Genomic DNA, 26,590 nt, shown 5'->3' with positions numbered 1-26,590 from the left:
TTCGAGCTCGCCGGTGATCCTCTTCCAGGCGGTCACCGGCGTGATCATGTCGTTGCAGGTGCTGGTGCAGCCGCTGCTGCTGGCGGAGACCAACAGCATCGGCGCGGTGGGCAACGTGCCGCCCAGCACCCACCTGTACATGGTGCAGGTGTACCAGGAGTACTTCGCCAACCAGCGGTTCGGCTACGGATCGGCGATGCTGTGGGTGTTCTTCGTGATCATCCTGGTCATCACCCTGCTGATGCAGCGCTCCAGCCGGTTCTGGGTCTACTACGAGGTGGATCGTGAAAGCGACTGACCGGGCGGCCGCGGGCCGCACCTACGTGCTGCTCATGCTGCTGGCCGTGCTCTTCGCCGAACCGTTGCTCTGGCTGGTGCTCGCCGCGCTCAAGACGCAGTCCGAGTGGGTCGCGATCCCGATCACCTTCCTGCCCGAGGCGCCGCGGTGGAGCAACTTCACCGAGGCGGTCACCCAGATCAACTTTCTGGCGTACACCGGGAACTCGCTGTTCCTGTCCGCCACCTACGCCGTGCTGGTCACCTTCTCCAGCGCCGCGGTCGGCTTCGGCTTCGCCCGGCTGAAGGGGCCCGGCAAGCGTCCCCTGTTCGTGATTCTGCTGTCCACGATGATGCTGCCCAGCATCCTCACCCTGATCCCGACCTACGTGCTCTACTCCCGGCTGGGCCTGGTGAACACCTACTGGCCCTGGGTGCTGTGGGGCCTGGCCGCCTCGCCCTACCTGGTGTTCCTGTTCCGGCAGTTCTTCGCCGCGATACCCAAGGACCTGGAGGACGCCGCCATCATCGACGGCTGCGGGTACGGGCGCATCTTCCTGCGCGTCTTCCTGCCGCTGTCGGTGCCGGTGCTGCTCACCTCGCTGCTGCTCTCGTTCACCTGGATGTGGGGCGACTACCTCGCGCCTGCGCTGCTGCTGGACATCGACCACACCACGCTCTCGGTGGCCATCACCCAGTCCTACCGCAATCCGCACGGGGACTACATCCCGACCGTGCAGGCCGCGGCGGCGGCCCTCTACGTCGTGCCGGTCATGCTGATCTTCCTGTTCGCCCAGCGGTATTTCGTGCGCAGCGTCGCCACCTCGGGCATGAAGGGTTGACCGGACCCGTGTAAACGGTTACATGGCTCGGATCCCATCAGGCACCGGGGTCACCGGGCCCAAGAATCATGTCGTGAATGTAAACGTTTTATTGACGGCTCGTGTCCGGGCGGATAAATTGATGATGATCGATGTCATTCCGCCTTCGGACCGGAGGAGCCACGATGACCGACAGCGTCCCGACCAGACCCGTTCAGCTGCGCCGACGCAGTCTGCTGCTCGGCACGGCGACCAGCGCCGGCGCCCTCGCCCTGGGCCTCGGCGCCACCGCGAGCCCGGCGCAGGCCGCGGCCTTCGTCAAGGGCGCGGATGTCAGCTGGCTGCCCCAGCTGGAGGCGCGCGGCTTCTACTGGAACAACAGCGCCGGGGTGCGGCAGGATCTGTTCACGATCCTCAAGGCGTACGGCATCACCGCGGTCAGCCTGCGCACCTGGGTCAACCCGTCCAGCGACCCGGCCAACGGCCACTGCAGCATCGAGGAGACCGCCCAGCTGGCGCAGCGCGCCAAGAACGCCGGCATGCAGGTCCTCATCGGCTTCCACTTCGGCGACACCTGGAACTCGGTCGGCGTGCAGAACCCGCCGGCCGCCTGGGCCGGCATGTCCTACAGCCAGATGCGCCAGGCCATGTACGACTACGTCTACCACTCCTGCAACGTCATCAAGTACTACGGAGTGACGCCGGCCTGGGTGAAGATCGGCAACGAGACCAACTCGGGCATCTGCAAGCCGACCGGCAGCATCAGCCGGCCGGCCCAGATGGCCGGGCTGCTGAGCGCCGCGTACGAGATGTCCAAGCAGGTCTTCCCGAACACCCCGGTGCTGGTGCACGTGGCCCAGCCGCAGAACCTCGCCAGCGTCCAGAACTTCCTCAACGCCTACCGGGACAACGGCGGGAAGTGGGACATCACCGGGCTGTCCTCGTACGCCCAGGGCGGCAACGTGCCCACCGTGCTGGCCAACATGCAGACCATCCAGAGCAGCTACGGCAAGCCGATCATGCAGGTGGAGTACGGCGGCCCGGTGGGCAAGCCCACCCAGGTCCGCGACTCGCTGCGGGCGTTCATCACCGGGATCAAGGGCTTCGGCGGGCTGGGCACCTTCTTCTGGGAGCCCGAGGGCTACCCGTCGTTCAACAATTACAACAGCTCGGCCTGGGACGACAGCACGCGGCGGCCCACGGCGGCCATGGACGGATTCCTGTGATGGGAACCGCCACGACAGTCAGGCGCGCGCTGCTGATCGCGGCCGTCACGGTCGCCCCCGTCGCGATCGTCGCTGATCCGGCCGCCGCGGCGGCGGTCTATTACGTCGCGCCGACCGGCAGCGACAGCGCGGCGGGCACCCAGGCCGCCCCCTGGGCATCGATCGCCCGCGCGCAGGCCGTGGCCCAGGCCGGTGACACCGTCTATTTCCGGGGCGGCACCTACGCCTACACCCGCGCGACCACCGCCTGCCCGAGCCAGACGGGCCGGGTCGACGCGATCACCCTGAACAAGAGCGGTGCCTCCGGCAGCCCGATCCGCTACTGGGCATACCCGGGTGAGAAGCCGGTCTTCGACTTCGCCCGGATGACCGACAACTGCCGGATCAAGGGATTCGACGTCACCGGCAGCTACCTGCACCTCAAGGGCCTCGAGGTCCGGGGCGTGCCGCAGAACAACAGCCTGAACGCCGAGTCCTGGGGCCTCTGGATCTCCGGCAGCAACAACACCTTCGAGCAGCTCAACACCCACCACCACATGGGCACCGGCCTGTTCATCAACGGCGGGGGCGGCAACCTGGTCCTCAACACGGACTCGCACGACAACTACGACCTGCGCAGTTCGGACGGACCCGGTGAGAACGCCGACGGTTTCGGTGCGCACTACACGGCGGCCGGGCGGCCCGCGAACGTGTTCCGGGGTTGCCGCGCGTGGTGGAACGCCGATGATGGCTTCGACCTCATCTCCACCTACTCCCCCGTGACCATCGAGAGCTCGTGGGCCTGGCGCAACGGATACGTGCCGGGCACGACGACGGCCTCCGGCAACGGCAACGGCTACAAGGTGGGCGGCTTCGGCGGCGACTACGACGCCGGCGCGGTGAAGCACACGGTCCGCCTCTCGGTCGCCTTCGGAAACCGGGCCGCGGGCTTCTACTCCAACCACCACCCGGTGGCCAACGACTACTTCAACAACACCGGCTACGGCAACCACCCCAACTTCAACATGCTCGGCATCGACTCCGCCGGTGCCGCCGTCGGCCGGGGCAACCTGCGCAACAACGTCGCCTACACCGGCACCGCGACCTCGAACCTGACCGGCACGACCGCCTCGAACAACTCCTGGAACCTGGGCCTGACCCTGAACGACGCCCAGTTCCAGAGCGTGTCGACGGCCGGCTGGGACGCCGCGCGCCAGGCCGACGGCAGCCTGCCCGCGCTGCCCCACCTGCGCCCCGCCGCGACCAGCACCCTGGTCGACAAGGGCACCAACGTCGGCCTGCCCTACACCGGGTCGGCACCGGACCTCGGCGCCTTCGAGAGGTAGCGGCCGGGCCCCCGCCACCGCCCCTTGTGGACTTCGGGACAGTGGCGGCATCCGATCTTCGCTAGGGTCGTCCGGGTAATCGCACGGGAGTCAATCCACGGGGAGAAAACCACCATGCGCATCCTCCTGCGCGCGGGCGCCATCGCGCTCGCGGCAAGCTCCGTCCTGCTCGGCGGCGGCGTCGCGGCCCACGCCGCTCCCGCCGACGCCGTGACGGTCCAGGTCACCAGGCTGATCCTGGAGCCCGCCGAGGCCGGCCACGCCGGCGTCGTCCGCATCACCGTCCGCAACACGGGCAGCGAGCCCTTCAGCGGCGGCGTCACCATCACCGAGCCGATCGCCGACACCCTGGAGACCATCGAGGGCACCTCGGGCTGCGGCATCGACGTCGGGGCCGACGCTCGCCTGAGCTACGGCTGTGGCCTCGACGACGCCATCGCCCCGGGCGCTACCGCGGTCGTCAGGGTCCACTTCCGGTCGCCGGCCGCGCCCCAGTCGTTCGCGCGGATCGCGCCGCTGCCCGGCAGCGTGCAGGTCGGTGACGTCACCGCCGAGTTCCCGGCGCTGTTCCGTGCCACCTCCGGCTCGTTGCGCACGCCGCAGCCGTACGTGCAGGACACGGTCGGCGCCCTCGCCGTGACCGCCTCGGACGTGACGCTCACCCGCCAGCCGGACGGCACCTTCGCGGGCCCCGTGCGGGTCACCGTCCGCAACAACGGCGACGCCGCGCACCGCGGGCTGGGGACCGCGGTCGCGGTTCCGGCCGGCGTCGACGGATGGCCGGGCATCGAGCCGAGCGCCGTCTGCGTCGGGCTCGGCGACGAGCTGCCCGTCCCGCCGGGCGGCAGCGGCGTCAGCTGCGGCCTCGAGGGTGGTCAGCTCGCCGAGGGCCACGAGCGCACCTTCGAGTGGATCCTCACGGCGCCCGCCGAGACGGCGGCCGGCCCGCTCGGCACCGGCACGACGCTGGTGGAGCTCAGCAGCCGGGGCGCCGAGCAGAGCGACAACGCCAACATCGACACCTTCAGCATCACGATCGCGGACTGACCGGCCGCCCGGCACCGAAGGCCCTGATCATGGCGATCAGGGCCTTCGTGTTGATCGGCCCAGGGCCGGGCCCTATGCTCGGATTCATCGATGACAAACGTTTTAACTTCCGGGCCCCCGCTCGACGCGTGGCTCTCGCCCCACACCGGATGGACCCGGGCGCATTGGGAGTCCGCCGCCGACCACCTGCTGGACGCGGTGGTGCCCTTCGCCGCGCCCGGCTTCGCCCAGGTCCGCCTGCCCGGCCGGCCCGGCGGCGCCGGCCTGGAGAGCGACGGCCTGGAGGGGTACGCCCGCACCTTCCTGCTCGCCGCGTTCCGCATCGCCGGCGCCGGCGGCGACGTGCCCGCGGCCCTCATCGAGCGGTACGCCGACGGGCTCGCCCACGGCACCGATCCCGGCCACCGGTACGCGTGGCCGGCGCCGGCCGACTGCTCCCAGCAGATCGTGGAGGCGGCCTCGATCGCGCTGGCGCTGCACGAGACCCGCCCGTGGCTGTTCGACCGGCTCGACCCCCGGGTGCGGGAGCGGGTCGTGGGCTGGCTGGCCGGCTTCACCGGCAAGCGGACGTGGCAGAGCAACTGGGTGCTGTTCCCGGTGGTGATCCAGCAGTTCCTGGCCAACGTCGGCGCACCGCACGACCCGGCCGGGATCGCCGGCGGGCTGGAGCGGATCGAGCAGTGGTACGTCGGCGACGGCTGGTACACCGACGGCGACGGGCGGTGCTTCGACTACTACGCCGGCTGGGCGATGCACCTGTACCCGATGATGTGGGCCCGGATGTCCGGCGACCGCGACCGGGCCGACCGCTACCGGGAACGGCTGCGCGCCTTCCTGACCCAGTACCAGCACATGTTCGCCCGGGACGGCGCGCCGGTGCACCAGGGCCGGTCGCTGTGCTACCGGTTCGCCGGCGTCGCCCCGCTGTGGCTCGGGGAGCTGATGGACGCCAGCCCGCTGCCGGCCGGCCGCACCCGCCGGATAGCCAGCGGCGTCCTGCGGCACTTCGCCGAGCGCGGCGTGCCGGACGAGCGCGGGTTGCTCGGCCTCGGCTGGTACGAGCGGTTCCTGCCGTGCACCCAGCCCTACTCCGGGCCGGCCTCGCCGTACTGGGCCAGCAAGGCGTTCCTCGGCCTGCTGCTGCCCGCCGACCATCCCACGTGGACGGTGCGGGAGGCCACCGCGCCGATCGACGAGGGCGACCGGGTCGTCGCCATGCCCGGCCCCGGCTGGCTGCTGCACGCCACCCGGCACGACGGGATCGTGCGGGTGGTCAACCACGGCAGCGACCGGGCCCGGCACCTCGCCGCCGACGGGCTGGAGGACCCGCACTACACCCGCTTCGGGTACGCCTCCCACGCCGCCCCGGAATCCGGCGAGGAAGCACGGGTGCGGGCGGTCGACGGCCACCTCGCCGTGGTGGCGCCGGACGGCACGATCTCGCGCCGCCGCCGCATCGAGCCGATCGCCGCGTACGACCGGTTCGCGGCCTCGGCGTACGAGGACGAACTGCCCGGCGGCCCGGTGCGGGTGGAGACGGCGTCGGTGGTGCGCGGGCCGTGGGAGGTGCGCGTGCACCGGGTGACCGCGCCGCCGGGCCACGGGGTGCGCGAGGGCGGGTACGCGCTGGCCGGCGACCGTCCACCGGCCGTGCACATCGGACCCGGCTGGGCCCGGGCGAGCCGGCCGGACGGGCTGGCCAGCGTCGTGGTCACCCTGCACGGCTTCGGTGCCGCCGCGGTGGCCGGCGCGGTCGATGCCAACGCGTACGGCGTGTGCTCCGCTACGCCGTACCTGACAGCGCCCGGGCATCCCGGCGGAAGCGCCGTCTATGTCTCGCTGATCGCGCTCACCGGCGATCGCGTCGTTCCCGGCGCGCTGCGGGAGTCGGTCATGGCGACGGTCGACGGGGACACGGTCGGCGTGAGATTCCCGGACGGGGAGCGGGTCGAGGTGGTGCTCGGCGCCGAGCCGGCCTACGCGCGCTATCCGGTGGCCGGTGCGCCGGTCCACTGGCCGCCGGCTTGACACCGCACAGGGCGGAGCCGAGGATTCTGTAACCGTTTCCGGAAACGTTACGAGGGTGTGCGATGGTTCGGCGACCGAGCGAAGCCGCCGGGGGCCGGCGGTCCACGATCCGTGAGGTGGCCGCCCAGGCCGGCGTGTCCGTGGCGACGGTCTCCCGGATCCTGACCGGCAGTTACCCGGCCGCGCCGGCCACCCGCGCCCGCGTGCTGCGCGCGGTCAAGGACCTGGACTACGTGGCCAACGCCCACGCCCGAGCGCTGGCCGGGACGCCGAACAAGAGCGTCGCCATCGTGCTCAACTCGGTGATCTCGCCGCACTACGCCCACGTGGCACAGGGCGTCGAGGCCCAGGCCGCCGCCGAGGGCCGGCTGTGCCTGATCGGGACCACCGGCGGCGATCCCGAGCGCGAGTTCGCCATGGTGAAGTTCATGCGGGAGCAGCACGCCGAGGCGGTCATCCTGGTCGGCAACGTGGTGGCCGACGACAAGTACCGGGAGCGGATGAGCCGGTACGCGCGGTCCCTGGCCGCGATCGGCTCCCGGCTGGTGCTGTGCGGGCGCCCGCCGCTCGGCCCGGACGTGCCCGCGGTCGTGGTGGAGTACGACCACACCGGTGGCGCGTTCGCGGCCACCAGCCATCTGCTGTCCGCCGGGCACGAGCGGATCCTGTTCCTGGGCAGTCGCCCCGGCTACACCACCGCCGAGGGCCGGCTGGCCGGTTACCGGCAGGCGCTGACCGCGTACCGGATGCGGCACGATCCGGCGCTGGAGGTCGACGGCAGGCTGGAGTGGCACGAGGGCCACCGGATGATGACGGAGCGGCTGGCCGCCGGCCCGCCGGACTTCACCGCCGTCTTCTGCGGCAACGACCTCATCGCCGGCGGCGCCTACCGGGCGCTGGCCGAGCGGGGTCTGCGGGTGCCCGACGACGTGTCGATGGTCGGCTTCGACGACCTGCCACCCTCGCTCGACCTCAACCTGACCACCGTGCACCTGCCGCACGAGGAGGTCGGGCGCACGGCCGTGCGGCTCGCGCTGGAGCACGAGACGCGCGGCGGCAGCCCTCCGCACGTCATCCTCGGCACGCACCTGGTGGTGCGCGGCTCCGTCCGCCCCCGCCGCTGAGACGGCACCTCAGCTGTTCTTGACGAGCCGCCACTTGTTGTCGGCGCCGCCGTTGTCGGCATCCTGGACGGCCTGGGCGCCCTGCGCGGTGGAGTTGTTCTGGATGCCGAGGACCTTGCCGCTGTTGGCGTTGCGCAGCCGGTAGGTGCCGTCGCCGTTGGCGACCAGAACCCAGCGGTGGTCCGCGGTGCCGTTGTCGGCCCACTGCAGGACGCGGGCACCGTCCGCGGTGGACATGTTCTCGACGCCGAGCACCTTGCCGCTGTTGGCGTTGCGGAACCTGACGGCATCGCCGTCGGTGACCATGACCCAGTTGTGGTCGGCCGTGCCGGTGTCGCCCCACTGCAACGCCAGCCCGCCGTCGGCGGTGGACATGTCCTTGATACCCAGGACCATGCCGGAGGCGACGTTGACGAGCTTGTACGTTTCGGTGACGGTGCCGCTCGCGTTCCAGTAGACGGTGTAGTTGAAGCCCTGCGCGTCGTGGAACGGGCCGATGTTCACCGTGGCACCGTTGGCCGTGGCGGTGAAGGCGAGGCTGCCGGTGCCGGTGCGGGCGATCGACGACACCGTCAGCGCGGGCAGCGCGGACAGGCTGGTGTTGCCGTAGTTGCCGCACAACACCGCCGGGCCGTAGGTGATCGCCTGCACGTTCGCGTTGTCGTTCGCGGCCTGCATGACGACCCGCATCGGCAGCTTCACCACGACGGTGTCCCCGGCCGCCCAGGCCCGGGTGATGGTGGCGTAGCTGCCCGGCGTGCTGGTGACGTTCTGGACGGTGCCGTTGACGCTGATGACCGGGTTCTGCGTCCAGCCGGGGATCCGGACCCGGATGCTCCACGACCCGCTCATCGTGCCGGACAGGGTCAGCGTGGTGGTGTCGCTGACCGGGTACGTCGTGGTCTGGGTGACTGTGATGCCGCGCTGCGACCAGTTCAGCACCGACGGCACGAACAGGTTCACGGTCAGCGTGGTGGCGTTGTAGAAGTAGACGGAGTCCATCAGCTTGGTGCTGGTCTCCACGCCGGTGCCCTGGCAGCACCAGAAGCTGTTGTAGTCGGTGCTCCAGGTGCCGCCGCCCCAGGCCGGCCCGACGCCGCGCCGGCCGCCGGGGTTCAGCGGGGTGAAGTAGGTGACGTGGCCGTGGCCGTCCGCCGGGTTCTGCGCCCCGATGAGGTGGTTGAGCAGGGCCTTCTCGTAGAAGTCGAAATAGGCCGCCCGGCTCGGGTCGAGCAGCCACAGCTCCCGGGTGAGTTTGAGCATGTTGTAGGAGTTGCAGTGCTCGCAGGTGTCGTTGCTGAGGTAGCCGGCGATGGCGTTCGGCGCGCGGAAGTGCTCCGCCTGGCTGTTGCCGCCGATGGCGTACGTGTGTGCTCCGGTCGCGATGGCCCACGCGTTGGTCGCGATGTCGCGATAGCGGGTCGTGCCGGTCGCCTTGTACTCCCGGGCGGCGCCGATCCACTTCGGCACCTGGGTGTTCGCGTGCAGGCCGTTGAGCTGGTCGGAGTTGGACGCCAGCGGGTTGAACACCGCGGCGTGGTCGAACCGCTGCGCGGCGGTCAGCCAGCGCTGGTCACCGGTCTGCTGGTAGATGTCGGCCAGCACCTCGTTCATGCCGCCGAACTCGGTGCCCAGCATCGCCTGCATCTGGCTGGAGGTCAGCCGCGCCGTGCGCGTGTCGACCCACCCGGCCAGCGCCAGCAGCACGGTGCGCGCCTGGTCGTTGCCGATGTAGCGCCACGCGTCCAGCAGCCCGGCCAGGGTCTTGTGGATGCAGTAGTAGGGCACGTTGCCGTTCGTCAGGGTGCGCGCCTCCAGCGCGGTGAAGTCGGATTCCCCGAAGCCGGAGAGATATCCGGCGCCGAACCCGGCGGCACCGTTGTTGGCCTGGCACTTGGCCAGCTCGGCCACCATGTAGTTCGCCTTGTCCCGGCACGTGGTGTCGCCGAGCACGGCATATGCCTGCGCCCAGGCGGTCAGGAAGTGTCCCTGCATGTGGGTGCGGAAGGGGAACGACGGCGCGTCCCATCCGCCGGTCGCCGCGGCCCCGTTGGTCGACAGCCGGTGGTTGGCGCGGAAGTTGTAGAGCAACCGGTCGACGTCGACGAATCGCAGGTACGCGAGCGTCCGGTTCTGGTTGTCCAGGAATCTGCCGGCGGTGAGCCGCACCTGGCCGAGGGTGAACGGATATGCCGAGACGCCGATGTCCGGGCGCACCGGGGGGATGACCGCCGCCGCGGCCGGGCGCGCGGCGAACAAGCCGGCACCGGCCGAGGCCAACGCGCCGGCACCAGCGGCCTGAAGCAGGCGACGCCGGCTGACAGGTAGAGACGACATCGGACCTCCCGGAACGTCCTGGCCGCGGCCGGCCGACCAAAAAGTGAACGTTAACAACCCGTGTCCGGCATGGTACGGGAGCGCTTCCAGGCATTCAAGGACGTCACTCAAACTCCCGACGGCGCGAGCCGGTTGACCAGCTCGGTGACAATGACCGTCCGTAAGGCAGGTTTCACGCATCCGGTCTGGCACGGGGAGGCCAAGTGCGGTGGCGAATTCTCGGAGCGCTGAACGTCCTGGCGGAGAACGGAACGTTCACGCCCCGGCCCCGCAAGCATCGCGTGCTGCTCGGTGCGCTCCTGCTCAACGCGAACACGCCACTGTCCACATCGCTGCTCATCGAGCACTTGTGGGAGGACGCTCCGCCCCGCTCGGCACGCGCCAACCTGCACGCCTACGTCACCCAGCTGCGCCGGCGGCTCCACGATCCGCGGGCCACCGCGCGGCTGTCCACCGTACCGGATGGGTATCTGTTGCACGTCGAGCCCGGCGAGCTGGACGCCGAGGAGTTCGAGCGGCTGGCCGTGGACGGCCAGCTCGCGCTGGCCGCCGGCGAGCCGGCGGTGGCCGCCGCGCGGCTGGGCCGGGCGCTCGGGCTCTGGCGGGGTGACCTCGTCGCCGGTACCGACCTGCCCGCGCCGCTGCGCCCGGCCGCGATCCGGCTGCAGGAGCTGCGCCTGACGGTCACCGAGGATCGGGTCGAGGCGCTGCTGCGCGGCGGCGAGGCCGCGGATCTGGTCGCCGACCTGCTGCGGCTGAGCGAGGTCCATCCGCTGCGCGAGCGGCTGCAGGCACAGCTCATGCGGGCGCTGTATCGCACGGGCCGCTCCTCGGAGGCGCTCGCGGTGTTCCGTCGGTTCCGGCTGAGGCTCGTCGACGACCTGGGCGTGGATCCGGGGCCGGAGCTGCAGCGGCTGCACCAGCGGATCCTCGTCGACGACCCGGGGCTGCGCGCCCGGCCCGGCACCGGGAACGGCGCGGTGGCGACCCGGCCGAAGCCGGCTGCGACGCCGGCACCCGTCATCGCCGGGCCCCGGACGCTCCCCGCCGACGTGCCCGACCTCGTCGGCCGGCACGACCTGCTCAGCCGGATGGACGGCGCGCTCGCCAACCGCCCGGCCACGGTCGGGCCCGTGCTCGTGCTCGCCGGGATGGCAGGCGCCGGCAAGACCGCCCTGGCCGTGCACTGGGCGCACCGGGTAGCCGCCCGGTTCCCGGACGGACAGCTCTATGTGGACCTGCGCGGCTGGTCGGCCGGCCCGCCGACGGCGGCCCTTCCCGCGTTGACGTTCTGCCTGCGGCTGCTGGGAATGGCGGCCGCCCTGATCCCGGCCGGCCTCGACGACGCGATCGCGGCGTACCGGGCGCTCCTGGCCGGGCGCCGCGTCCTGCTGATCCTGGACAATGCCCGCACGGCCGAGCAGGTGCGGCCGCTGCTGCCGGCGGGCGGCGCCTGCGCCACGCTGGTGACCAGCCGGGACCGGCTCACCGGGCTCGTCGCGCTCAACCACGCCGCCCGGTTGACGGTGCCACCGCTCTCGCGGGAGGCGGCGGTGGCGTTGCTCCGGTCGGCATCGCCACGGTGGACCGACGACGCGACGCTGTCGGCGCTCGCCGAGTCATGCGGTTGCCTGCCGCTGGCGCTGCGCATCGCGCTGGCGAAGTGCGCCGACCAGCCGGGGGCGGATCTCGCCGGCTACGCTCCGGCGCTCGCCGCGCGCGGAGCACTGGCCGCACTCGATGCCGACGACGACCCGGCGGCCTCGGTGCGCACGGCATTCGCCACGTCCTACCGGCTGCTGCCGGCCCCGCAGCGCCGCCTCTTCCGGCTCCTCGGCCTGGTGCCCGGCGACGTCACCGCCGAGTCGGCCGCGCCGCTACTGGACGCCGACCCGGCGGCGGCGGCCGGTGCCCTGGAGGCCCTCGCCGCCGTCCACCTGCTCGAAGCCCGTCGCGGTGGCCGGTACGCGTTGCACGACCTGCTCCGCGAGTACGCCCTGGAGGAAGGGCTGCGCACCGATCCGCAGGAGGTGCGGGATGCGGCGCTCGCCCGGCTCAACGACAGGTATCTGGCCGGCGTGTGAGCAGCCGCCCGGGTCAGCGTCGCGCCGCCGGTGCCGGGGTGAAGAGCGCGACGAGATCATCGAGCCGGGCGACGATGACGGCGCACAGCACGGCGGCCGGCACGGCGACGACGGCTCGCCAGGTCACCGGCTGATCGGCGACCGTCGCGATCGCACCGGCGGCGGCGACGGCGGCCAGCGCCAGGTTGCGTGCCACGTGCCGGCGGCCGAACGGAGCGTCCGCGCCGCCGAAACAGCGGCAGGCGGCCGGCGTGCCGCGGCGCAGGACCGCCGCGATGGCGGTGGTGAAGCCGCCGAGCAGCAGCGTCGCCACCGTGAAGCCGGCGAACGGCGCGGCCTCCGACGGCCAGGGCGCGAGCAGCAGCAGCGGCACGGTGACCTCGCCCGCCACGACGAGGCCGGCGACCGGGCCGACCAGCCCGGCCGGCAGCACCCGCATACCGCTCAGCGAGCTCCGGAACTCCCGGAACCGGGCCCGGCCGCCGGCCTTCTCCACGGCCGAGATGACGAACACCAGGCCGATGAGGCAACGGCTGAACAGCTCCAGATGCGACACGCGAACGCTCCTTCGCCACGGCGCCGGGTGACGTCGTGCGGCCAGCGTGCCCGGCGCGGCACGACGCGTCAACGCGCCGGACCTCGGCTATGGCGACGCTGTGGGGCCGCTATGGCGCCCCCGCATAGCGTCTGGCCCGCCGGGGATCACCCCGGACACGGCAAGCGAAGGAGCGTCATATGCGCCAAGCGTTGCACTCGGTCAGCGACCGGATGCTCGGGCTCTTCCTGCCCAAGGCACGGGCGGGCGCCTGCGCCTGCTTCCCGTCGGACAGCCACTACGAATACCGCTGCGCCGGCTTCACCTACCAGCGGAGGTGGTGCCGGTACAGCTGTACCTGCAACAAGACCTGCGACGCCTGGGTCACCATCGGCAACTGCTGATCATCCGATGCGGCGCGGGGCCGGCGCCCCGATGGACACCGGCCCCGCGCCATCCCTACCGGGAAAGGATCTCTTGTGTACTACCTCGCCGCCGCCGTGACCGTAGCCATCGTCTGCACGGTCCTCAACCTGCTGCTCACCTTCGGCGTGATCCGCAAGCTCCGGGAACACGACTCCCTGATCGCCGCCGCCGCGGCGCCCGGACCCGGCCACTCCGATGCGACCCTGCCGGCCGGCGCCACCGTGGCCGCGGTCAGCGCGACCACCCTGGACGGCCGGGCCGTGTCCAGCACGCACGCCGACGGCGCCCTGCTGGTCGGCTTCTTCTCCCCCGGTTGTCAGCCCTGCGAGGAGCGCATCGGAGACTTCCTCCGGTACCGCGAGCGGACCGGGGTCGCGGCCCTCGCGGTCGTGGTCGACGACGGCGACACCGGGCCGCACGTATCGCGGCTGTCCGGCCAGGTCGACGTCGTGGTGGAGCCGGCGAACGGCGCGTTCGGCACCGCCTTCCGGGTGACCAGCTACCCCGCCCTGTGCCTGGTCGATTCCGCTGGAGTGGTGCTGTCGGGCGGCAACACGTTCAGCGAACTGCCCGACCTCGTACCGGCATGACCGAAGCCACCGCCGTGCCGGCCCGCCGGATCCCCGGCCACCTGCGGGCGGCCGTCCGGCTGGCTGCCGCCGCGGCGCCGGGGATCCTCCTCGCGTACGCGCTGGCGACCGTCACCGCCGGAGCGGGCCCGGTCGCGGCCGCCGCGCTGTTGCGGACGTTGCTCGACCGGCTCGCCGACGGCCGCGGCGGTGCGGAGTTGCTGCCGCTGGGGGTGGCCCTCGCGGTCGTCGGGCTGCTCGTCGGAGCTGTCCCGGCCAGCACCGCCTATCTGCACAGCCGCCTGCTGCGGGCGGTCGGCGTCCGCGCGATGGACCGGCTGTATCAGGCGATGAACCGCATCACCGGGATCGGCGCCATGGAGAATCCCGGCTTCCGTGACCGGCTGCGCCTGGCCCAGCAGTCCGGCCGTTCCGGACCGGGACAGCTGGTCGACGACGCGCTGGGCGTGCTGTCAGCGCTCATCACGTTGACCGGCTTCATCGGCGTGCTCATCGCGTTGAGCCCGTGGCTGGCGCTGTTCGTCGTGGCCGCCGCCGTTCCCGCGTTCATCGCGCAACTGCGGCTCAACCGTCAGCACGCCACGATGATGTGGCAGGTCAGCGGCCGTGCCCGCCGCGAGGCCCACTACGCCGAGCTGCTGACCACCCTGGCGGCCGCCAAGGAGATCCGGCTGCTCGGGCTCGGCGGGCTGTTCCGCACGCGCATGCTGCGCGAGATGACCGCCGTGAACGCCGAGGAGGCCCGCCAGGACGGCCGCGAGCTGCGCACCCGCACGGCCCTGGCGGTCCTCACCGCCGTCGTCGCCGGCGGCGGCCTGGTGTGGGCCCTGGTCCAGGCGGGCCGCGGCAGGCTGTCCATCGGCGACATCGCGCTGCTGGTCGCGGCCGTCGGCGGGGTGCAGGTGGCGGTCGGTGGGCTGGTCGACCGGTTCGCGTCGGCCCACCAGAACGCGCTGCTGTTCGATCACTACCAGAACATCGTCGACGCCGGGCCGGATCTTCCGGCACCGGCCGAGCCGCTGCCCGCTCCCGCGCTGCGGACCGGGATCGAGCTGCGTGACGTGTGGTTCCGGTACGCGCCGGACACACCCTGGGTGCTGCGCGGGGTGAACCTGACCATCCCGTACGGCCGGACGGTCGCGCTCGTCGGGCTCAACGGCGCCGGCAAGAGCACCCTGGTGAAGCTGCTGTGCAGGTTCTACGACCCGACGGCCGGGACGATCACCTGGGACGGCACGGATCTGCGCGACCTGGACGTGGCGGCGCTGCGCGACCGGATCGGCGCCGTCTTCCAGGACTTCATGGCCTACGAGCTGTCGGCGGCCGAGAACGTCGGCCTCGGCGATGCCGCCGCGCTGGACGACCGGGCCCGGATCGAGTCGGCGGCCCGGCGCGCCGAGGTCCACGACACCGTCCTCGCGCTGCCGGACGGCTACGACACGATGCTGACCAATGTGTACTACGACGAGCAGGACCGCGACGATCCGGCGACCGGCGTGCTGCTCTCCGGGGGACAATGGCAGCGGCTGGCGCTCGCCCGCGCGTTCATGCGCGACGACCGCAGCCTGCTCATCCTCGACGAGCCGACCGCCGGGCTGGACCCACAGGCCGAGCACGATCTGCACGACCGGCTGCGCCGGCACCGCCAGGGCCGCACCAGCGTGCTGATCTCGCATCGGCTCGGCACCGTCCGCGACGCGGACGTCATCGTCGTGCTCGCCGACGGCGTGGTCGTCGAGCAGGGCACCCACGAGGAACTGCTCGCCGCCGGCACCGGCTACGCGAAGCTGTTCAGGCTGCAGGCCTCCGGCTATGCCGAGCCGATGGCCCGGGTCGGCGGGGACCGGTGTTGACCGTCGTGCTCATGGTCGCCGGCGCGGCCCTCGCCCTCGCCGGTGGGGCATTGCTCGTGCTGCGGCGCCGGCTGCTGCTGGTCACCGTCGAGGGCGAGAGCATGGAACCGACGTACGCCGCGGGCGACCGCCTGATCGTTCGGCGCACCACGCTGGCCGGCGTGCGGCGCGGCGCCGTGGTCGTGCTCGCGGCGCCGGCCGGTGCGCCGGCCACCGACCCGCCGTTGCTGGTCAAGCGGGCGGTCGCACTGCCCGGTGATCCCGTTCCGGGCGGCATACCGGTGCCCGACCGGAGGGTGCCGGCCGGCCGGCTCGTCGTGCTCGGCGACAACGCCGACCGCAGCGCCGACTCCCGGGGCCGGGGCTTCATCCCCGCCACGGACGTGGTGGGCGTGCTCCTCCGGCAGCTCGCACCACCGGCGTAGCGCCTGGACGGCACCCACAAAAGTCGTAGTCTCAACTCGCACCTGGAAGTGCCCGTGCCGGGCGGGTCGGGCGAGGTGCGCGCCGAAGGAGAGGGAAACCATGCGGATCACCGTGCTGGGCGCGGGTTCGTGGGGCACCACGGTCGCGTCCGTTCTCACCCGCCGGGATCACGAATCGCTGATCTGGGCCCGCAATCCGGCCACGGCCGAGGAGATCAACGCCAAGCACAGCAACGAGCGCTACCTCGAGGGCTTCCAGCTCCCGGATCGGCTCCGCGCCACCGCGGACCTCGCCGAGGCGGCAGCCCACGCGGAGCTGCTCGTCGTCGGCGTGCCGACCGGAGCATTCCGCACCACCCTGGAAAGCGTCCGAACGGACCTGCACCCATGGATCCCCGTGGTGAGCCTCAGCAAGGGTCTGGAACGAGACTCGTTGCTACGGATGACTGAAGTGATCAAGCAGGTGCTACCGGGACATCCGGCCGCCGCGCTCACCGGTCCCAACCTGGCCAAGGAAATCATGGCGGGCATGGCGGCAGCCACGGTGATCGCAACGGAGGACCTCAGCGTCGCCACGGAGATCCAACGCGTGTTCCGCCGGGGCCTGCTCCGCGTTTACACCAACCACGACGTGATCGGCTGCGAGATCGGTGGCGCGCTGAAGAACGTGGTAGCGATCGCCACGGGCATCGCCCAGGGCCTGGGCGTCGGCGACAACACCCGGGCCGGGGTGATCTCCCGCGGGCTCGCCGAGCTCACCACGCTGGCCGTCGCGATGGGCGGCGAGCCGAGCACGCTGGCCGGGCTGGCCGGGATGGGCGACCTGGTAGCGACGTGCATCAGCCCGCACAGCCGCAACCGGCACGTCGGCGAGCAACTCGGCCGCGGGCGGAGCCTGGAGGACATCCTGGCCGAGATGGGCCAGGTCGCCGAGGGAGTCAAGACGGTACACGCCGCCGTCCAACTGGCCGACCAGCACGGGCTGGCCATGCCCATCACCCGCACGATCCACCGCGTCATCACCGGCGACATCACCGCCGCCCGGGCCTACGGCGGCCTGCAGCGCACCCACCCGGCCGGACACGAGTCCGAACCCGGGTGATGCTCGTTCGGCCCGCGCGGGACTCCGCGCGGGCCGATGTCACACTGACGGCCTCGCGACGCTCTCATACGTAAACACCAGCGACGCGAGGAACCGGTGATGGACCACGATCACGACCCGGCGACGCACGATTTCACCCGCCACCGGGAACTGCTGTTCTCGATCACGTACAACATGCTCGGCAGCGTCGCGGACACCGAGGACGTGTTGCAGGAGACGTGGCTCGCGTGGGCGAAACGCAGCGGCCACGGCCCGGAGGTGGACAACCCGCGCGCGTACCTGGTCCGTATCGCGGTCAACCAGGCACTCAGCCGCCGCTCGGCGATCGAGCGGCGGCAGGAGACGTACCTTGGGCCGTGGCTGCCGGAGCCACTTGTCGAGTCCCCGGCCGAGGCGCACGAGACGGTCGAGTCGGTGTCGTTCGCGATGATGGTGGTGCTGGAGACACTGACTCCGCTCGAGCGCGCGGTGTTCGTCCTCGGCGACGTGTTCGGCTATCCGCACACCGAGATCGCCGCGATCACGGACCGGACCCCGGGGGCGGTGCGCCAGCTGGCGCACCGGGCCCGCGAACACGTCCAGGCCCGGCGGCCGCGGTTTCCGGCCGACCCCCAGACGCGCGAGCAGGTCACCGAGCGGTTCCTGGCGGCACTGCTCGGCGGTGACCTGAACGCCTTTCTGGAACTGCTCGCGCCCGAGGTCACGGTCTGGACCGACGGCGGAGGCAAGGCCCGGATGGCCGGGCTACGCGGCGTGCACGCACGCGACAAGGTGGCCCGGATGCTCGCCGCCGGCAGCTTCCACCCGCGCTCCGGTGTCGACGTCGGGCACCGCAGCGTCAACGGCGAGCCGTCCGTCGTGTTGCTGTCCGAAGGCGTGCCGTTCGCGGTGCTCGTGCTCGACATCGCGCCGGAGGACGGCGCCGTCACCGGCGTGTACGCCGTCACCAACCCCGACAAGCTGGCCCATATCAGCTGAGCTCGACTGGAGTACGACACCATGCCCAAGCTGTCAACCGGCGGCACGATCGCGCCGCGAGTGCTCACCACGATCCGCTCCGAGGCCGTGCCGATCCCCGATTCGCAGCGGCTGGTCCACCTCCAGTTCCGTCGCTACGCGGGATGCCCGATCTGCAACGTCCACCTGCGGTCCATGGCCCGCCGCCACGACGACATCCGAACCGCGGGGATACGTGAGGTGGCCGTCTTCCACTCGGCGGCCGAAGACATGCTGCCGCACCAGGGCGACCTGCCGTTCGCGGTGGTCGCCGACCCGCAGCGCCTGCTCTACGCCGAGTTCGGCGTAGCGGCGTCGCACCGCGCGGTGACCCACCCACGCGCCTGGACCACGCCGCTCAAGCCGAGCGTGTACCCGGTGGTGCTGCGCGGCCTGCGCAACGGCGGCTCACCCGGCCCACGGCACGGCGAAACGGTGCTCGGCCTGCCCGCGGACTTCCTGATCGACCCGGCCGGCCGAGTGGTCGCCCTGCGGTACGGCCGACACGCCAACGACCAGTGGTCCGTGGACGAATTGATCGAGCTGGCACTACCGAGGCGGACGTTGTCGACTCGATAGGTTGTCGGTCATGACGGACGTACGGCTGGAGCCGATGACCGAGGATCAGTACAAGCCGTGGCGGGCCGAGGCCGAGGCGCACTACGCACGGAGCGACGTACGCCGCCGGGGCTACGGCCGCGCGATCATGCTCGCCGCCGAGCGCTGGTGCCACGACAACGCGCTGAGGAGCATCGGTCTGCGCGTCTTCGCCCACAACACCGGCGCCCGGGCCCTCTACGAGCAGCTGGGCTTCACCGAGACCAGCCGCAACATGACCAAGGACCTGTAACCGCGATCCGCCCGACCGCCCGACCGCCCGGCGGCGGGAATCTAGAGTGACCCTCGTGGAGACATTGCCGCGCGATGCCGGCGACGAGATGATCCTGGCCGCCGTACGCCGCTGGATCGCCCTGCTGGCCGCGGACGACGTCGAGGCGGCCGTGCGGTTCCTCTACCAGGGCGAGGGCGCGGGCTCGCTCGCCGCGTCGGCATCGAGCCTGCGCGCGGGCATCGCGCGGTACGAGCCCGGGGAGCCACTGCGCCAGGAACCGGCTCGGGTGACCCCGGCCGAAACCGCCGGCGGACCCTTCGATCCGCTGGCGGAAGTGTTCCGCCGCGAGGACGGCACAGTGTCGTCGGTCGACTTCGCCCTCCCCATCAATGGCGAGTGGAGCGAACTCGTCGCCTTCTTCGACGTCGTGCCCGTGCCGGACGGCCTCGCCCTGACACTGCGAGATGCGTACGTCGCCTGACGTTCCCCACCCGGGTCGAATCCGCGTCGAGCCGACGGGAAACGTCCTTCAGGACGGCACCTTGGCGAGAACAACATGGTCGTCACGAACTTCGCCGACCATGGCGAAACCGGATCGGTCGACGTCGCAACAGAAGGGCAGATCCCTGGAAAGATCGACGCGTTCGGACGTCGGGCGCCGGGCGTAGGTGCGGGCGTGGTCGGCGGCGCCGTCCGTGATGCCCACGACGAGGTCCGCCCGGGTCGGCTTCGTTCCCTGGAGAAGGCCGTTCAGGTGCCTGGCGCAGGCCCAGTCCTCCGCGGTTCGCCCGGTGCAGACGACCGTCCGCGGAGTCCGAGCGTGGTGCGCCGCGATCCACCGTGCCGTGCCGTGGCGCCGACGTTGACGGCTGACACCGCGAGCAGCGCGGCCGGATCCAGACATCGGGCGAGCCCCACCGTGCCGTTCGACGTCGACTGGATCAAACGCCGGCCGTCGAGCCGCGCCCTCGACATCTCGAACGGCGAGTTACCAAAGTCGTAGTCCACGGGCTTGAGACCCTTGCTCTCCCCCACCAGAAGGCGATCCGGATACAGTCGCCGAAGATCCCGGCCGACATCAAGCGACGGCGCGCAGGCTATCTCCCGCACGCCCCGCTCAAACGCGACGGCCGCCGTCGTGAAGGCGCGGATCACATCGACGACAACGACGACATTGCCAGCCGGGATGTCGGCATCCATACCCACAATCGACACGGAACGCCACTCTTCACCGCGACCACGCCGGCCCGCAAGCGCTATTTCCGTAACCTCTCGGAAGCCCAGGCGGCACGGTCAGTCCGTCGCCGGACGCCGGTCGCGTCGGGGTTGGGTCGCGCGCATCATGGCTCGGTACATCTACCGAGGGGCCAGACGAGTCGGGTAGCGGCCGAGTGGCCGAGGCCGCGCAGGCCTGAAGGAGGTAACCGACCAGGCGGCGCCAGGCTTCCGGGCGGCCGGCGCCCGGATCATCGCCACCACCCGACCCGGCACGGAAGCCGAGTTCGTCCGTGGCCTCGGCGCCGCCCACGTGGTGGATCACACCGGCGACGTGGCGGCCCAGCTCCGCGCGATCAGCCCGGACGGCGCGGCGGCGGTCCTGCACCTGGCCGGTGAAGGCGGCGCGCTGGCCGAGGTGCCCACGGCGTTCGACGACTTCGCCACCGGCACCCTCGGCAAGAACGCCATCACCGTCGCCTGCCTCCCGGAGACCCCCACCACGAACGCGTTCCTGTGGATCGTGCAGTCGGTCCTCGCCGCCGCGCTCGTCATGGCCGGCCTCACGCCTGGCATCCCGCCGCCCAGGTCGGCCGCACCGGCCCGCTTGAGCATCCCGTTGGACGCGGTGCCCGAAGGTAATGCGGCGATCGTTCTCCGGTACCGCCGCGTCCGGTCGGCGGGGAGGGGGAGTAGTGGTGGTCGTAAGTCCTTTGCTCTGCTTCCCCATGGGAAACACCAGATGCTCCTATGCGAAACACCAGATGCGGGATGCAGTCTGCCTTTCGGTCGATGCCGGGGGCGGCACCGGCCTGGGTGTTTCCCATAGGGAAGCAGAGCAAAGGACTTACAATGCCCTTACCGGCCGCCGCCGAGGCCGGTGAATAGGGTGTGGTCGAACCCCAGGTTCGCCGCGATCGAGAAAGTTCGGGCGCGGCTCTGCGGGGCCCAGCCGTGGTCCCGGTATTCCGGCGAGCCCGGCCCAAGCCCGCTGACCTGCGAAGTCTCGCATTCTGCCGGGCCATTGCGCCTACCAGGATCTCGACGGCAGCCGCGCGGAAGCGGGCGTGACGTCGTTGCACCCTTGGAGCAACTCGTCCGGGCCGCGCTGGTGGACACCGGGGCCGGGCGAGGGAGGCGGCGAGTGCCGACTTTCATCCGATCGGCGATCATGACGCCGGCGGTGGCGCGGAGCGGGTTCAAGCCGTCGCGGACTGCGCGGTGGGCGGTTTCGCGGCGACGCCGATGATCGTGCTGAACCGTACGGATCGGCTGCTGCAGCGGTCCACGAGGGTGGCTGGATCCGCCGTGTGCCGGCGAAGGCCGTCGAGGCCGGTCCGGCTCGGACCCGGGTGGGGCGCTGGTTGAGGTGGCACCTGGTTGTGCCGCTGTACTGGCGGATGCGGACCGCGATGCTGGCGGCGCTGACCGTTGGTCAAGGTAGTGGCCCCTGCCATGCTCGCGTCGAGCGTCAGGCCTCGGCGGTGGCTCCGACGGCGAAGGGGTTGAAGCCCCAGATCTGCGGGCCGGAACGCGGGACGATGAAGGCGTACCAGTCGTCGCCGAGTGGCTCGAATACTGCTTCGCGGGCGGTGTCTCCCAAGCGGGGCGACGGCTGCACGCCGGGCGAGCACTGCACCAGACCGGAGAAATGCGATATACCGCTATCTTTGGTCACATACGCGATGCAACCGCCGTGGCTCCACACGGACGCGAAGCGGTACAGCCCATGGCTTCCGCCGAGCGGCGACGTCGCCAGCTGCGCCAGTCCCGAACGGTGCAGGGGAAACAGCACCCGGCCGACCGTGCCCGAGCAGGCCACCACCATCGTCACGACGGACACCACCGGCAGGACCAACCGGACCGGCCAGGACCGGCCGTCCAGCGACACCAGCCAACCTACGGCGGCCACCACCCACAGGACCATGGCCACCCGCAACCAGGTCAGGTAGCCGCCCGGCAGCACGACCCCGTACAGCAACACGACCGCCGCCACCAGGGAGAGGACGATCGGCCACCAGGTGCGGGCTCTGCTCACGCCGACACGCTACAAAGGCCGAACAAACCCGCGATGGGGTTGGCTTCTCATGCGGCGGCGTAGAAGTGCTCGGCGCCGTCCCGCTTGGCGTAGATGCCCCGCCTGTTCCGATCCACCGAACCACTGCCGGCGTCGCCCGCGCTCTCCGCGAGGCTGGTGAGTGCCTCCCCCGAATCCGACCAAATGGCGGCCTGATCAGGGGCGGGCGAAGCTTCTGGCGAGGTCGCGGTATCGAGTCGCGGCCGCCGAGGCCTGCTCGGGGGTGATGGCGCTGCCGGGCATCCGGCTGAGGTGTTCGAGCTGGTCGGCGAGGCGCAGGTGGTGGCGGTGGGCGAAGTCGCGGCAGGCCAGGCAGGTGACGTTCGCCGGGTGGGTGGAGGTCATCGCGTGCGGCACCCGCAGGCCGCATCCGGTGGTGACGGTCGGCGGTAGGTCGGCCGCGAGGCCGAAGGTGGACGCGAGGATGGTGCGTGCGGTCGCGTCGGCGTGGAACTTCGCGTCGACATGGATGTGAGGATCGGCGGCGCCCATTCCGTTGCTTTTAGCACAGCGACTGCCAGGCACGGGTGTCGAGGCCCCGACCTACCTTTCGAATGTGATGGAGTTGCCTGGTGGATGCTGTGGACCTCGCCCGACGCTTCGGCCTTGGCAAGGCCACGAGACTGTCGGCCGCCCCGGTCGCCCGGGGCAGGCAGGGCGTCGTGTGGCGGCTGGAGACCGCGGACGGCAGCTGGGCGGTGAAGGTGCCGTTCCATGAGTCTGATGAGGATGCCGTACGCGTGTCGACCGCGTTCCAGGAAGCGGCCCACGCCGCCGGTGTTCCGACGCCGCGGGTGCGGCGCACGCCGCACGGGAGCGTCTTCGACACCGTGGACGGCAAACAGGTCCGGGTGTACGAGTGGGTCGACCTGCGAGCCCCCGACGTCGGCCTCGACCCGGCGCGGGTGGGCGCGGTCACGGCCGCCATCCACCGGGTAGGCGTCCCTGATGCCGGCCCGCTGGACCCGTGGTACCGAGAACCGGTCGGCGCCGATCACTGGGACCTGCTGATCGAGCGGCTCCGCCGGGCGGGTGCGCCGTTCGCCGGCCGGCTGGCCGGGCTTCGCGACGAGCTGGTCGCGCTGGAGTCCTGGATCGAGCCGCCCGAGACCCTGCGGATCTGCCACCGCGATCTGTGGGCCGACAACTTCCTGCCCACCGCGGACGGCGGCGTGTGCGTCATCGACTGGGAGAACAGCGGTCCGGCCGACCCGGGTCAGGAGCTCGGCTGCGTGCTCTTCGAGTTCGCCCGCGCCGACGCCGGCCGGGCCCGCGCGCTGAGCGACGCGTACCGGCAGGCCGGCGGGCCGGCGCGGGTGGACCGGCGCGGGCACTTCTCGATGCTCATCGCACAGCTCGGGCACATCGCGCAGCTCGCCGCCGCCGACTGGCTCGAGCCCAACCCCCGATCCCCGCGGCGGGCCGACTCCGCCGCGTGGATCGGCGAGATCCTCGACGAACCGCACACCCGCGAGCTGCTCGACACCGTGCTGGCGGCGGTACGCACCCGGCCGGCAGAGCATTCGGAGCCGCCGGCGCCGCGGATGGGTTACTGACAGGAAGCCGACTCATCCCCATCCTCCCTGCCCGCGCGACCGAAGTACTCGCGCAGGCATCCCTACGGGAGGACAGAGATGACCACTCAACCGCACCGGAGAAGGCGCAGGGCCGTACCGGCTCTCGCCGCCGCCGGCATCGTTCTCGCCGGGGCCCTCGCCGGGCTGGGGCCTCAGGTCTCGTCGGCGTCGAGCCACCGGGAGGCGCCCCTGATCGCGAGCGACCCGGCGGCCGACAACACCGACCTGTACGCGTTCGTCAGCCCCGAGCGGCCCGGCTATGTCAACCTCATCGCGAACTGGATCCCGTTCGAGGAGCCCGACGGCGGCCCGAACTTCTACCCGTTCGCCACCGACGCCGCCTACAACATCAACGTCGACAGTGACGGCGACGCCAAGGCCGACGCCGTGTTCCGCTGGACGTTCAAGAACGTCGACCGCCGCGGCGACTCGACGTTCCTCTACAACAACGGGCCGGTGACCTCGCTCGACGACAAGAACCTGCTGTTCAAGCAGACCTACACGCTCTCGTCGTCGTTCAACGGCGGCCCGTTCCAGACCCGGATCAGCGACGCGCCCGTCGCGCCGTCCCGCATCGGCGCGGCGTCCATGCCCGACTACCAGAAGCTGCGCGACCAGGCCACCGTCCAGCTCAAGGGCGGGTGGAAGCTGTTCGCCGGCCAGGCCGACGACCCGTTCTTCCTCGACCTGCGGGTCTTCGACCTGCTCTACGGCGGCGACCTGAGCGAGACCGGAACGGACACCCTCGCCGGATACAACGTCAACAGCCTCGCGATCCAGGTGCCGTTCAAGGACGTCGCCCTGCGCGGCGACGCGAAGCGCAACCCGGTGATCGGCGTCTGGACCACCACCGACCGGCCCCGGGTACGGGTCACCGGCCAGACCGAGCTCGGCCCGCGCGCCGACCGGGTGCAGGTCTCCCGGCTCGGCAACCCGCTGGTCAACGAGGTCGTGGTGCCGGCGAACCTGAAGGACGCGTTCAACTCGATCTCGCCCGACAAGGACGCCGGCATCCCCGCGGTCGTCAAGCGGGTCACCGATCCGGAGCTGCCCAAGCTGATCGAGAGCATCTACGGCGTACCCGCGCCGGCGACCCCGCGCAACGACCTGGTCGAGATCTTCCTGACCGGCATCACCACCAAGGCCGGCGGGCCGATCAAGGCCGATCTCAACTCGCAGCTGAACAACATGGACGTCAACGCGAAGAAGTTCCGGCCCTCGGAGATGCTCCGGCTCAACCTGAACGTGCCGGTCACCGCCCAGCCCAACCGGCTCGGCGTGCTCGCCAAGGACCTGCAGGGCTTCCCGAACGGGCGGCGGCTGACCGACGACGCCGTCGACATCGCCATCCAGGCCGTCGAGGGCGCCGCGCAGACCGGCAAGCTGGTCGACGCGCTCGCCGCCGGCGACAAGGTCGACGCCAACGACAACACCTTCGGAGACGTCTTCCCGTACGTCGCGCTCCCGAACCAGGGCGCGGTCAACGCCGGCAAGAGTACGGGTGCCGGAACGTCCGGTACCAACGCCAGCCCGGCGGCTGCGGCGGCCGGCGACGACTCCGCACCGTCGCTGTCTCCGGTGTCCGCACAGGCGTCCAGCGGCACGTCGCTCTCCACCGGGATCCTCGTCGCCGTCCTCGGCGTCGGTTCCCTGGTCACCATCCTGGCCACCTGGTGGTTGCGCCGGCGGCGGACCGCACCGGCGTTCACCCGCGCCGACGACACCATCCCGCTCTGACCGGACAGAGGCGGGCGCGTCCTGCGGGACCGCCCGCCTCGGAAGGGACGTACCCCATGCGCAGTCCGCTCCGTGCGGTCGCGGTCGGATCCCTCGCCGCCGTGGCGCTCCTCGCCGTCGGCGCGGTCTTCGGCCTCCGCGAGACACCGGCGCCCGCCCCGGCTCCCGCCGCCGTGCGGGCGCCCGCCGACCGGCTCGCCGAGAGCATCTCCCGCGCCCAGGACCGCCTCCGCGAGCTGCCGCGCGACCACGAGACGTGGGCCGCGCTCGGGCTCGCCTACGTCGAGCGGGCCCGGGTGACCGCGGATCCCAGCCTCTACCCGAAGGCGGAGGGCGCGCTGCGCCGCTCGCTCAAGGTCCGCGCCGCCGGCAACCCGGTCGCGCTCGTCGGCCTCGGCGCCCTCGCCAACGCCCGCCACGAGTTCGCCGCCGCCCGCACGTTCGCCACGGACGCGCTGCGCGGCAACCCCTACAACGCCGACGCGTACGGCGTCCTCGCCGACGCGCACACCCAGCTCGGCGACGCGCCCGCCGCCACCGCCGCGATCCAGCGGATGCTCGACCTGCGCCCCGGCCTCGCCGCATATGCCCGGGCCTCCTACGACCTCGAACAGCACGGGCGGCTCACCGAGGCGACCGAGCTGATGCGGCGCGCGCTCGACGCCGCCGTCGACCCCGCCGACGTCGCCTTCTGCCGCAACCAGCTGGGCGAACTGGCCTGGTTCGCGGGCGACCTCAGGGGCGCGGCCACCGAGTACGCCGCCGGCATCGCCGCCGACCCGTCCTACCAGCCACTGCTGCGCGGGCGCGCCCGCGTCGCCGCCGCCTCCGGCCGGATCGACGCCGCGATCGCGGACGCCGCGACCGTCGCGGCCCGCACCCCGACACCCGACACCCTGATGGAGTACGCCGAGCTGCTGCGCCTGGACGGCCGGGCCCCCGAGGCGGAGCGATAAC

Annotated in this window: 27 protein-coding genes; 21 read left to right on the top strand and 6 right to left on the bottom strand. The window is 71.6% G+C overall.

Annotated elements, in window-relative coordinates:
* Positions 1 to 13 precede the first annotated feature (13 nt).
* The 7 genes from DMB66_RS26465 to DMB66_RS26435 all read left to right on the top strand — a co-directional run bounded on the left by DMB66_RS26465 (position 14) and on the right by DMB66_RS26435 (position 7,847).
* Positions 14 to 298, top strand: coding sequence for a sugar ABC transporter permease (locus tag DMB66_RS26465; RefSeq protein ID WP_125806819.1), 285 nt, complete (start codon positions 14 to 16; stop codon positions 296 to 298).
* Complete coding sequence (locus DMB66_RS26460) at positions 285 to 1,118, top strand: carbohydrate ABC transporter permease (protein ID WP_199752635.1); 834 nt, start codon at positions 285 to 287, stop codon at positions 1,116 to 1,118. The genes DMB66_RS26465 and DMB66_RS26460 overlap by 14 nt, the downstream gene beginning before the upstream one ends.
* A 164-nt stretch (positions 1,119 to 1,282) precedes the next feature.
* A complete protein-coding gene (locus DMB66_RS26455; RefSeq protein ID WP_125806818.1) occupies positions 1,283 to 2,323 on the top strand; it encodes a glycosyl hydrolase 53 family protein in 1,041 nt (346 codons plus the stop codon).
* Entirely contained in the window at positions 2,323 to 3,648 is a 1,326-nt protein-coding gene (locus tag DMB66_RS26450; RefSeq protein ID WP_125806817.1) for a right-handed parallel beta-helix repeat-containing protein, read from the top strand. The genes DMB66_RS26455 and DMB66_RS26450 overlap by 1 nt, the downstream gene beginning before the upstream one ends.
* A gap of 114 nt (positions 3,649 to 3,762) precedes the next feature.
* A complete protein-coding gene (locus DMB66_RS26445; protein ID WP_125806816.1) occupies positions 3,763 to 4,695 on the top strand; it encodes a hypothetical protein in 933 nt (310 codons plus the stop codon).
* A gap of 90 nt (positions 4,696 to 4,785) precedes the next feature.
* A complete protein-coding gene (locus DMB66_RS26440) occupies positions 4,786 to 6,723 on the top strand; it encodes a DUF2264 domain-containing protein (RefSeq protein ID WP_125806815.1) in 1,938 nt (645 codons plus the stop codon).
* 116 nt (positions 6,724 to 6,839) lie between these two features.
* Positions 6,840 to 7,847, top strand: coding sequence for a LacI family DNA-binding transcriptional regulator (locus DMB66_RS26435; protein ID WP_233624849.1), 1,008 nt, complete (start codon positions 6,840 to 6,842; stop codon positions 7,845 to 7,847).
* Positions 7,848 to 7,856: 9 nt separating this feature from the next.
* Here the strand turns inward: DMB66_RS26435 and DMB66_RS26430 are convergent, their stop codons facing one another.
* Positions 7,857 to 10,184 carry a beta-L-arabinofuranosidase domain-containing protein gene (locus DMB66_RS26430; RefSeq protein WP_125806813.1) on the bottom strand — a complete coding sequence of 776 codons (2,328 nt, stop codon included), beginning with the start codon at positions 10,182 to 10,184 and terminating at the stop codon, positions 7,857 to 7,859.
* 203 nt (positions 10,185 to 10,387) lie between these two features.
* On the opposite strand from DMB66_RS26430, the gene DMB66_RS26425 reads away from it, so the two are divergent.
* Positions 10,388 to 12,268 carry an AfsR/SARP family transcriptional regulator gene (locus DMB66_RS26425; protein WP_125806812.1) on the top strand — a complete coding sequence of 627 codons (1,881 nt, stop codon included), beginning with the start codon at positions 10,388 to 10,390 and terminating at the stop codon, positions 12,266 to 12,268.
* A gap of 13 nt (positions 12,269 to 12,281) precedes the next feature.
* On the opposite strand, the gene DMB66_RS26420 is transcribed toward DMB66_RS26425, so the two are convergent.
* Positions 12,282 to 12,824 (bottom strand): MauE/DoxX family redox-associated membrane protein, encoded by a 543-nt coding sequence (locus DMB66_RS26420; protein WP_125806811.1) that lies wholly within the window; start codon positions 12,822 to 12,824, stop codon positions 12,282 to 12,284.
* A 179-nt stretch (positions 12,825 to 13,003) separates the two neighbouring features.
* On the opposite strand from DMB66_RS26420, the gene DMB66_RS26415 reads away from it, so the two are divergent.
* The 9 genes from DMB66_RS26415 (at position 13,004) to DMB66_RS26375 (ending at position 19,508) form a co-directional block, all read left to right on the top strand.
* On the top strand, positions 13,004 to 13,207 hold the full coding sequence (locus tag DMB66_RS26415) for a hypothetical protein (RefSeq protein WP_125806810.1): 204 nt from the start codon (positions 13,004 to 13,006) through the stop codon (positions 13,205 to 13,207).
* Between the two features lie 75 nt (positions 13,208 to 13,282).
* A complete protein-coding gene (locus DMB66_RS26410) occupies positions 13,283 to 13,819 on the top strand; it encodes a hypothetical protein (protein WP_125806809.1) in 537 nt (178 codons plus the stop codon).
* The gene (locus DMB66_RS26405; RefSeq protein WP_125806808.1) at positions 13,816 to 15,672 is read left to right on the top strand and encodes an ABC transporter ATP-binding protein; all 1,857 of its coding nucleotides are present in this window, start codon (positions 13,816 to 13,818) and stop codon (positions 15,670 to 15,672) included. Before DMB66_RS26410 ends, DMB66_RS26405 begins: the two co-directional genes overlap by 4 nt.
* Before the next feature lie 5 nt (positions 15,673 to 15,677).
* Positions 15,678 to 16,097, top strand: a complete 420-nt coding sequence (locus DMB66_RS26400; RefSeq protein WP_233624857.1) for a S26 family signal peptidase — start codon at positions 15,678 to 15,680, stop codon at positions 16,095 to 16,097.
* Positions 16,098 to 16,197: 100 nt separating this feature from the next.
* The gene (locus DMB66_RS26395) at positions 16,198 to 17,199 is read left to right on the top strand and encodes an NAD(P)H-dependent glycerol-3-phosphate dehydrogenase (RefSeq protein ID WP_125806807.1); all 1,002 of its coding nucleotides are present in this window, start codon (positions 16,198 to 16,200) and stop codon (positions 17,197 to 17,199) included.
* Between the two features lie 99 nt (positions 17,200 to 17,298).
* Positions 17,299 to 18,177, top strand: coding sequence for an RNA polymerase sigma factor SigJ (sigJ, locus tag DMB66_RS26390; protein ID WP_125806806.1), 879 nt, complete (start codon positions 17,299 to 17,301; stop codon positions 18,175 to 18,177).
* A gap of 21 nt (positions 18,178 to 18,198) precedes the next feature.
* Positions 18,199 to 18,774, top strand: coding sequence for a peroxiredoxin-like family protein (locus tag DMB66_RS26385; RefSeq protein ID WP_125806805.1), 576 nt, complete (start codon positions 18,199 to 18,201; stop codon positions 18,772 to 18,774).
* A gap of 10 nt (positions 18,775 to 18,784) precedes the next feature.
* Positions 18,785 to 19,045 carry an N-acetyltransferase gene (locus tag DMB66_RS26380; RefSeq protein ID WP_125806804.1) on the top strand — a complete coding sequence of 87 codons (261 nt, stop codon included), beginning with the start codon at positions 18,785 to 18,787 and terminating at the stop codon, positions 19,043 to 19,045.
* 55 nt (positions 19,046 to 19,100) lie between these two features.
* Positions 19,101 to 19,508, top strand: coding sequence for a hypothetical protein (locus DMB66_RS26375; protein ID WP_125806803.1), 408 nt, complete (start codon positions 19,101 to 19,103; stop codon positions 19,506 to 19,508).
* Between the two features lie 48 nt (positions 19,509 to 19,556).
* On the opposite strand, the gene DMB66_RS61385 is transcribed toward DMB66_RS26375, so the two are convergent.
* Together DMB66_RS61385 and DMB66_RS26370 are read right to left on the bottom strand one after the other, a co-directional pair.
* Positions 19,557 to 19,733, bottom strand: coding sequence for a hypothetical protein (locus tag DMB66_RS61385; protein ID WP_158647365.1), 177 nt, complete (start codon positions 19,731 to 19,733; stop codon positions 19,557 to 19,559).
* A gap of 44 nt (positions 19,734 to 19,777) precedes the next feature.
* Positions 19,778 to 20,227, bottom strand: coding sequence for a 2-phosphosulfolactate phosphatase (locus tag DMB66_RS26370; protein ID WP_125806802.1), 450 nt, complete (start codon positions 20,225 to 20,227; stop codon positions 19,778 to 19,780).
* Positions 20,228 to 20,576: 349 nt separating this feature from the next.
* Here DMB66_RS26370 and DMB66_RS26360 point away from each other — a divergent pair, with 349 nt between their 5' ends.
* A complete protein-coding gene (locus DMB66_RS26360; protein ID WP_125806801.1) occupies positions 20,577 to 21,071 on the top strand; it encodes a hypothetical protein in 495 nt (164 codons plus the stop codon).
* A 642-nt stretch (positions 21,072 to 21,713) separates the two neighbouring features.
* On the opposite strand, the gene DMB66_RS26355 is transcribed toward DMB66_RS26360, so the two are convergent.
* Positions 21,714 to 22,280 (bottom strand): hypothetical protein, encoded by a 567-nt coding sequence (locus DMB66_RS26355; RefSeq protein ID WP_125806800.1) that lies wholly within the window; start codon positions 22,278 to 22,280, stop codon positions 21,714 to 21,716.
* 195 nt (positions 22,281 to 22,475) lie between these two features.
* Entirely contained in the window at positions 22,476 to 22,811 is a 336-nt protein-coding gene (locus DMB66_RS26350; protein WP_125806799.1) for a hypothetical protein, read from the bottom strand.
* 80 nt (positions 22,812 to 22,891) lie between these two features.
* Here DMB66_RS26350 and DMB66_RS26345 point away from each other — a divergent pair, with 80 nt between their 5' ends.
* From DMB66_RS26345 to DMB66_RS26335, 3 genes are all read left to right on the top strand, one after another.
* Complete coding sequence (locus DMB66_RS26345) at positions 22,892 to 23,875, top strand: phosphotransferase enzyme family protein (RefSeq protein ID WP_158647364.1); 984 nt, start codon at positions 22,892 to 22,894, stop codon at positions 23,873 to 23,875.
* A gap of 78 nt (positions 23,876 to 23,953) precedes the next feature.
* Positions 23,954 to 25,633 (top strand): DUF4331 domain-containing protein, encoded by a 1,680-nt coding sequence (locus tag DMB66_RS26340; protein WP_125806797.1) that lies wholly within the window; start codon positions 23,954 to 23,956, stop codon positions 25,631 to 25,633.
* Positions 25,634 to 25,689: 56 nt separating this feature from the next.
* The gene (locus tag DMB66_RS26335) at positions 25,690 to 26,589 is read left to right on the top strand and encodes a lipopolysaccharide assembly protein LapB (RefSeq protein WP_125806796.1); all 900 of its coding nucleotides are present in this window, start codon (positions 25,690 to 25,692) and stop codon (positions 26,587 to 26,589) included.
* The last annotated feature ends 1 nt before the right edge of the window (position 26,590 follow it).

Source organism: Actinoplanes sp. ATCC 53533 (genome assembly GCF_003947245.1).
The sequence above is the reverse complement of the archived record's forward strand: the minus strand, read 5'-3'. Positions and strand labels throughout refer to the sequence as shown.

Excerpts from the sequence above, each read along its gene's own strand:
- DMB66_RS26455 (WP_125806818.1), top strand. The coding sequence starts at position 1,283 with ATGACCGACAGCGTCCCGACCAGACCCGTTCAGCTGCGCCGACGCAGT.
- DMB66_RS26450 (WP_125806817.1), top strand. The coding sequence starts at position 2,323 with ATGGGAACCGCCACGACAGTCAGGCGCGCGCTGCTGATCGCGGCCGTC.
- DMB66_RS26445 (WP_125806816.1), top strand. The coding sequence starts at position 3,763 with ATGCGCATCCTCCTGCGCGCGGGCGCCATCGCGCTCGCGGCAAGCTCC.
- DMB66_RS26440 (WP_125806815.1), top strand. The coding sequence starts at position 4,786 with ATGACAAACGTTTTAACTTCCGGGCCCCCGCTCGACGCGTGGCTCTCG.
- DMB66_RS26430 (WP_125806813.1), bottom strand. The coding sequence starts at position 10,184 with ATGTCGTCTCTACCTGTCAGCCGGCGTCGCCTGCTTCAGGCCGCTGGT.
- DMB66_RS26415 (WP_125806810.1), top strand. The coding sequence starts at position 13,004 with ATGCGCCAAGCGTTGCACTCGGTCAGCGACCGGATGCTCGGGCTCTTC.
- DMB66_RS26405 (WP_125806808.1), top strand. The coding sequence starts at position 13,816 with ATGACCGAAGCCACCGCCGTGCCGGCCCGCCGGATCCCCGGCCACCTG.
- DMB66_RS26395 (WP_125806807.1), top strand. The coding sequence starts at position 16,198 with ATGCGGATCACCGTGCTGGGCGCGGGTTCGTGGGGCACCACGGTCGCG.
- sigJ (WP_125806806.1), top strand. The coding sequence starts at position 17,299 with ATGGACCACGATCACGACCCGGCGACGCACGATTTCACCCGCCACCGG.
- DMB66_RS26385 (WP_125806805.1), top strand. The coding sequence starts at position 18,199 with ATGCCCAAGCTGTCAACCGGCGGCACGATCGCGCCGCGAGTGCTCACC.
- DMB66_RS26380 (WP_125806804.1), top strand. The coding sequence starts at position 18,785 with ATGACGGACGTACGGCTGGAGCCGATGACCGAGGATCAGTACAAGCCG.
- DMB66_RS26370 (WP_125806802.1), bottom strand. The coding sequence starts at position 20,227 with ATGGATGCCGACATCCCGGCTGGCAATGTCGTCGTTGTCGTCGATGTG.
- DMB66_RS26350 (WP_125806799.1), bottom strand. The coding sequence starts at position 22,811 with ATGGGCGCCGCCGATCCTCACATCCATGTCGACGCGAAGTTCCACGCC.
- DMB66_RS26340 (WP_125806797.1), top strand. The coding sequence starts at position 23,954 with ATGACCACTCAACCGCACCGGAGAAGGCGCAGGGCCGTACCGGCTCTC.
- DMB66_RS26335 (WP_125806796.1), top strand. The coding sequence starts at position 25,690 with ATGCGCAGTCCGCTCCGTGCGGTCGCGGTCGGATCCCTCGCCGCCGTG.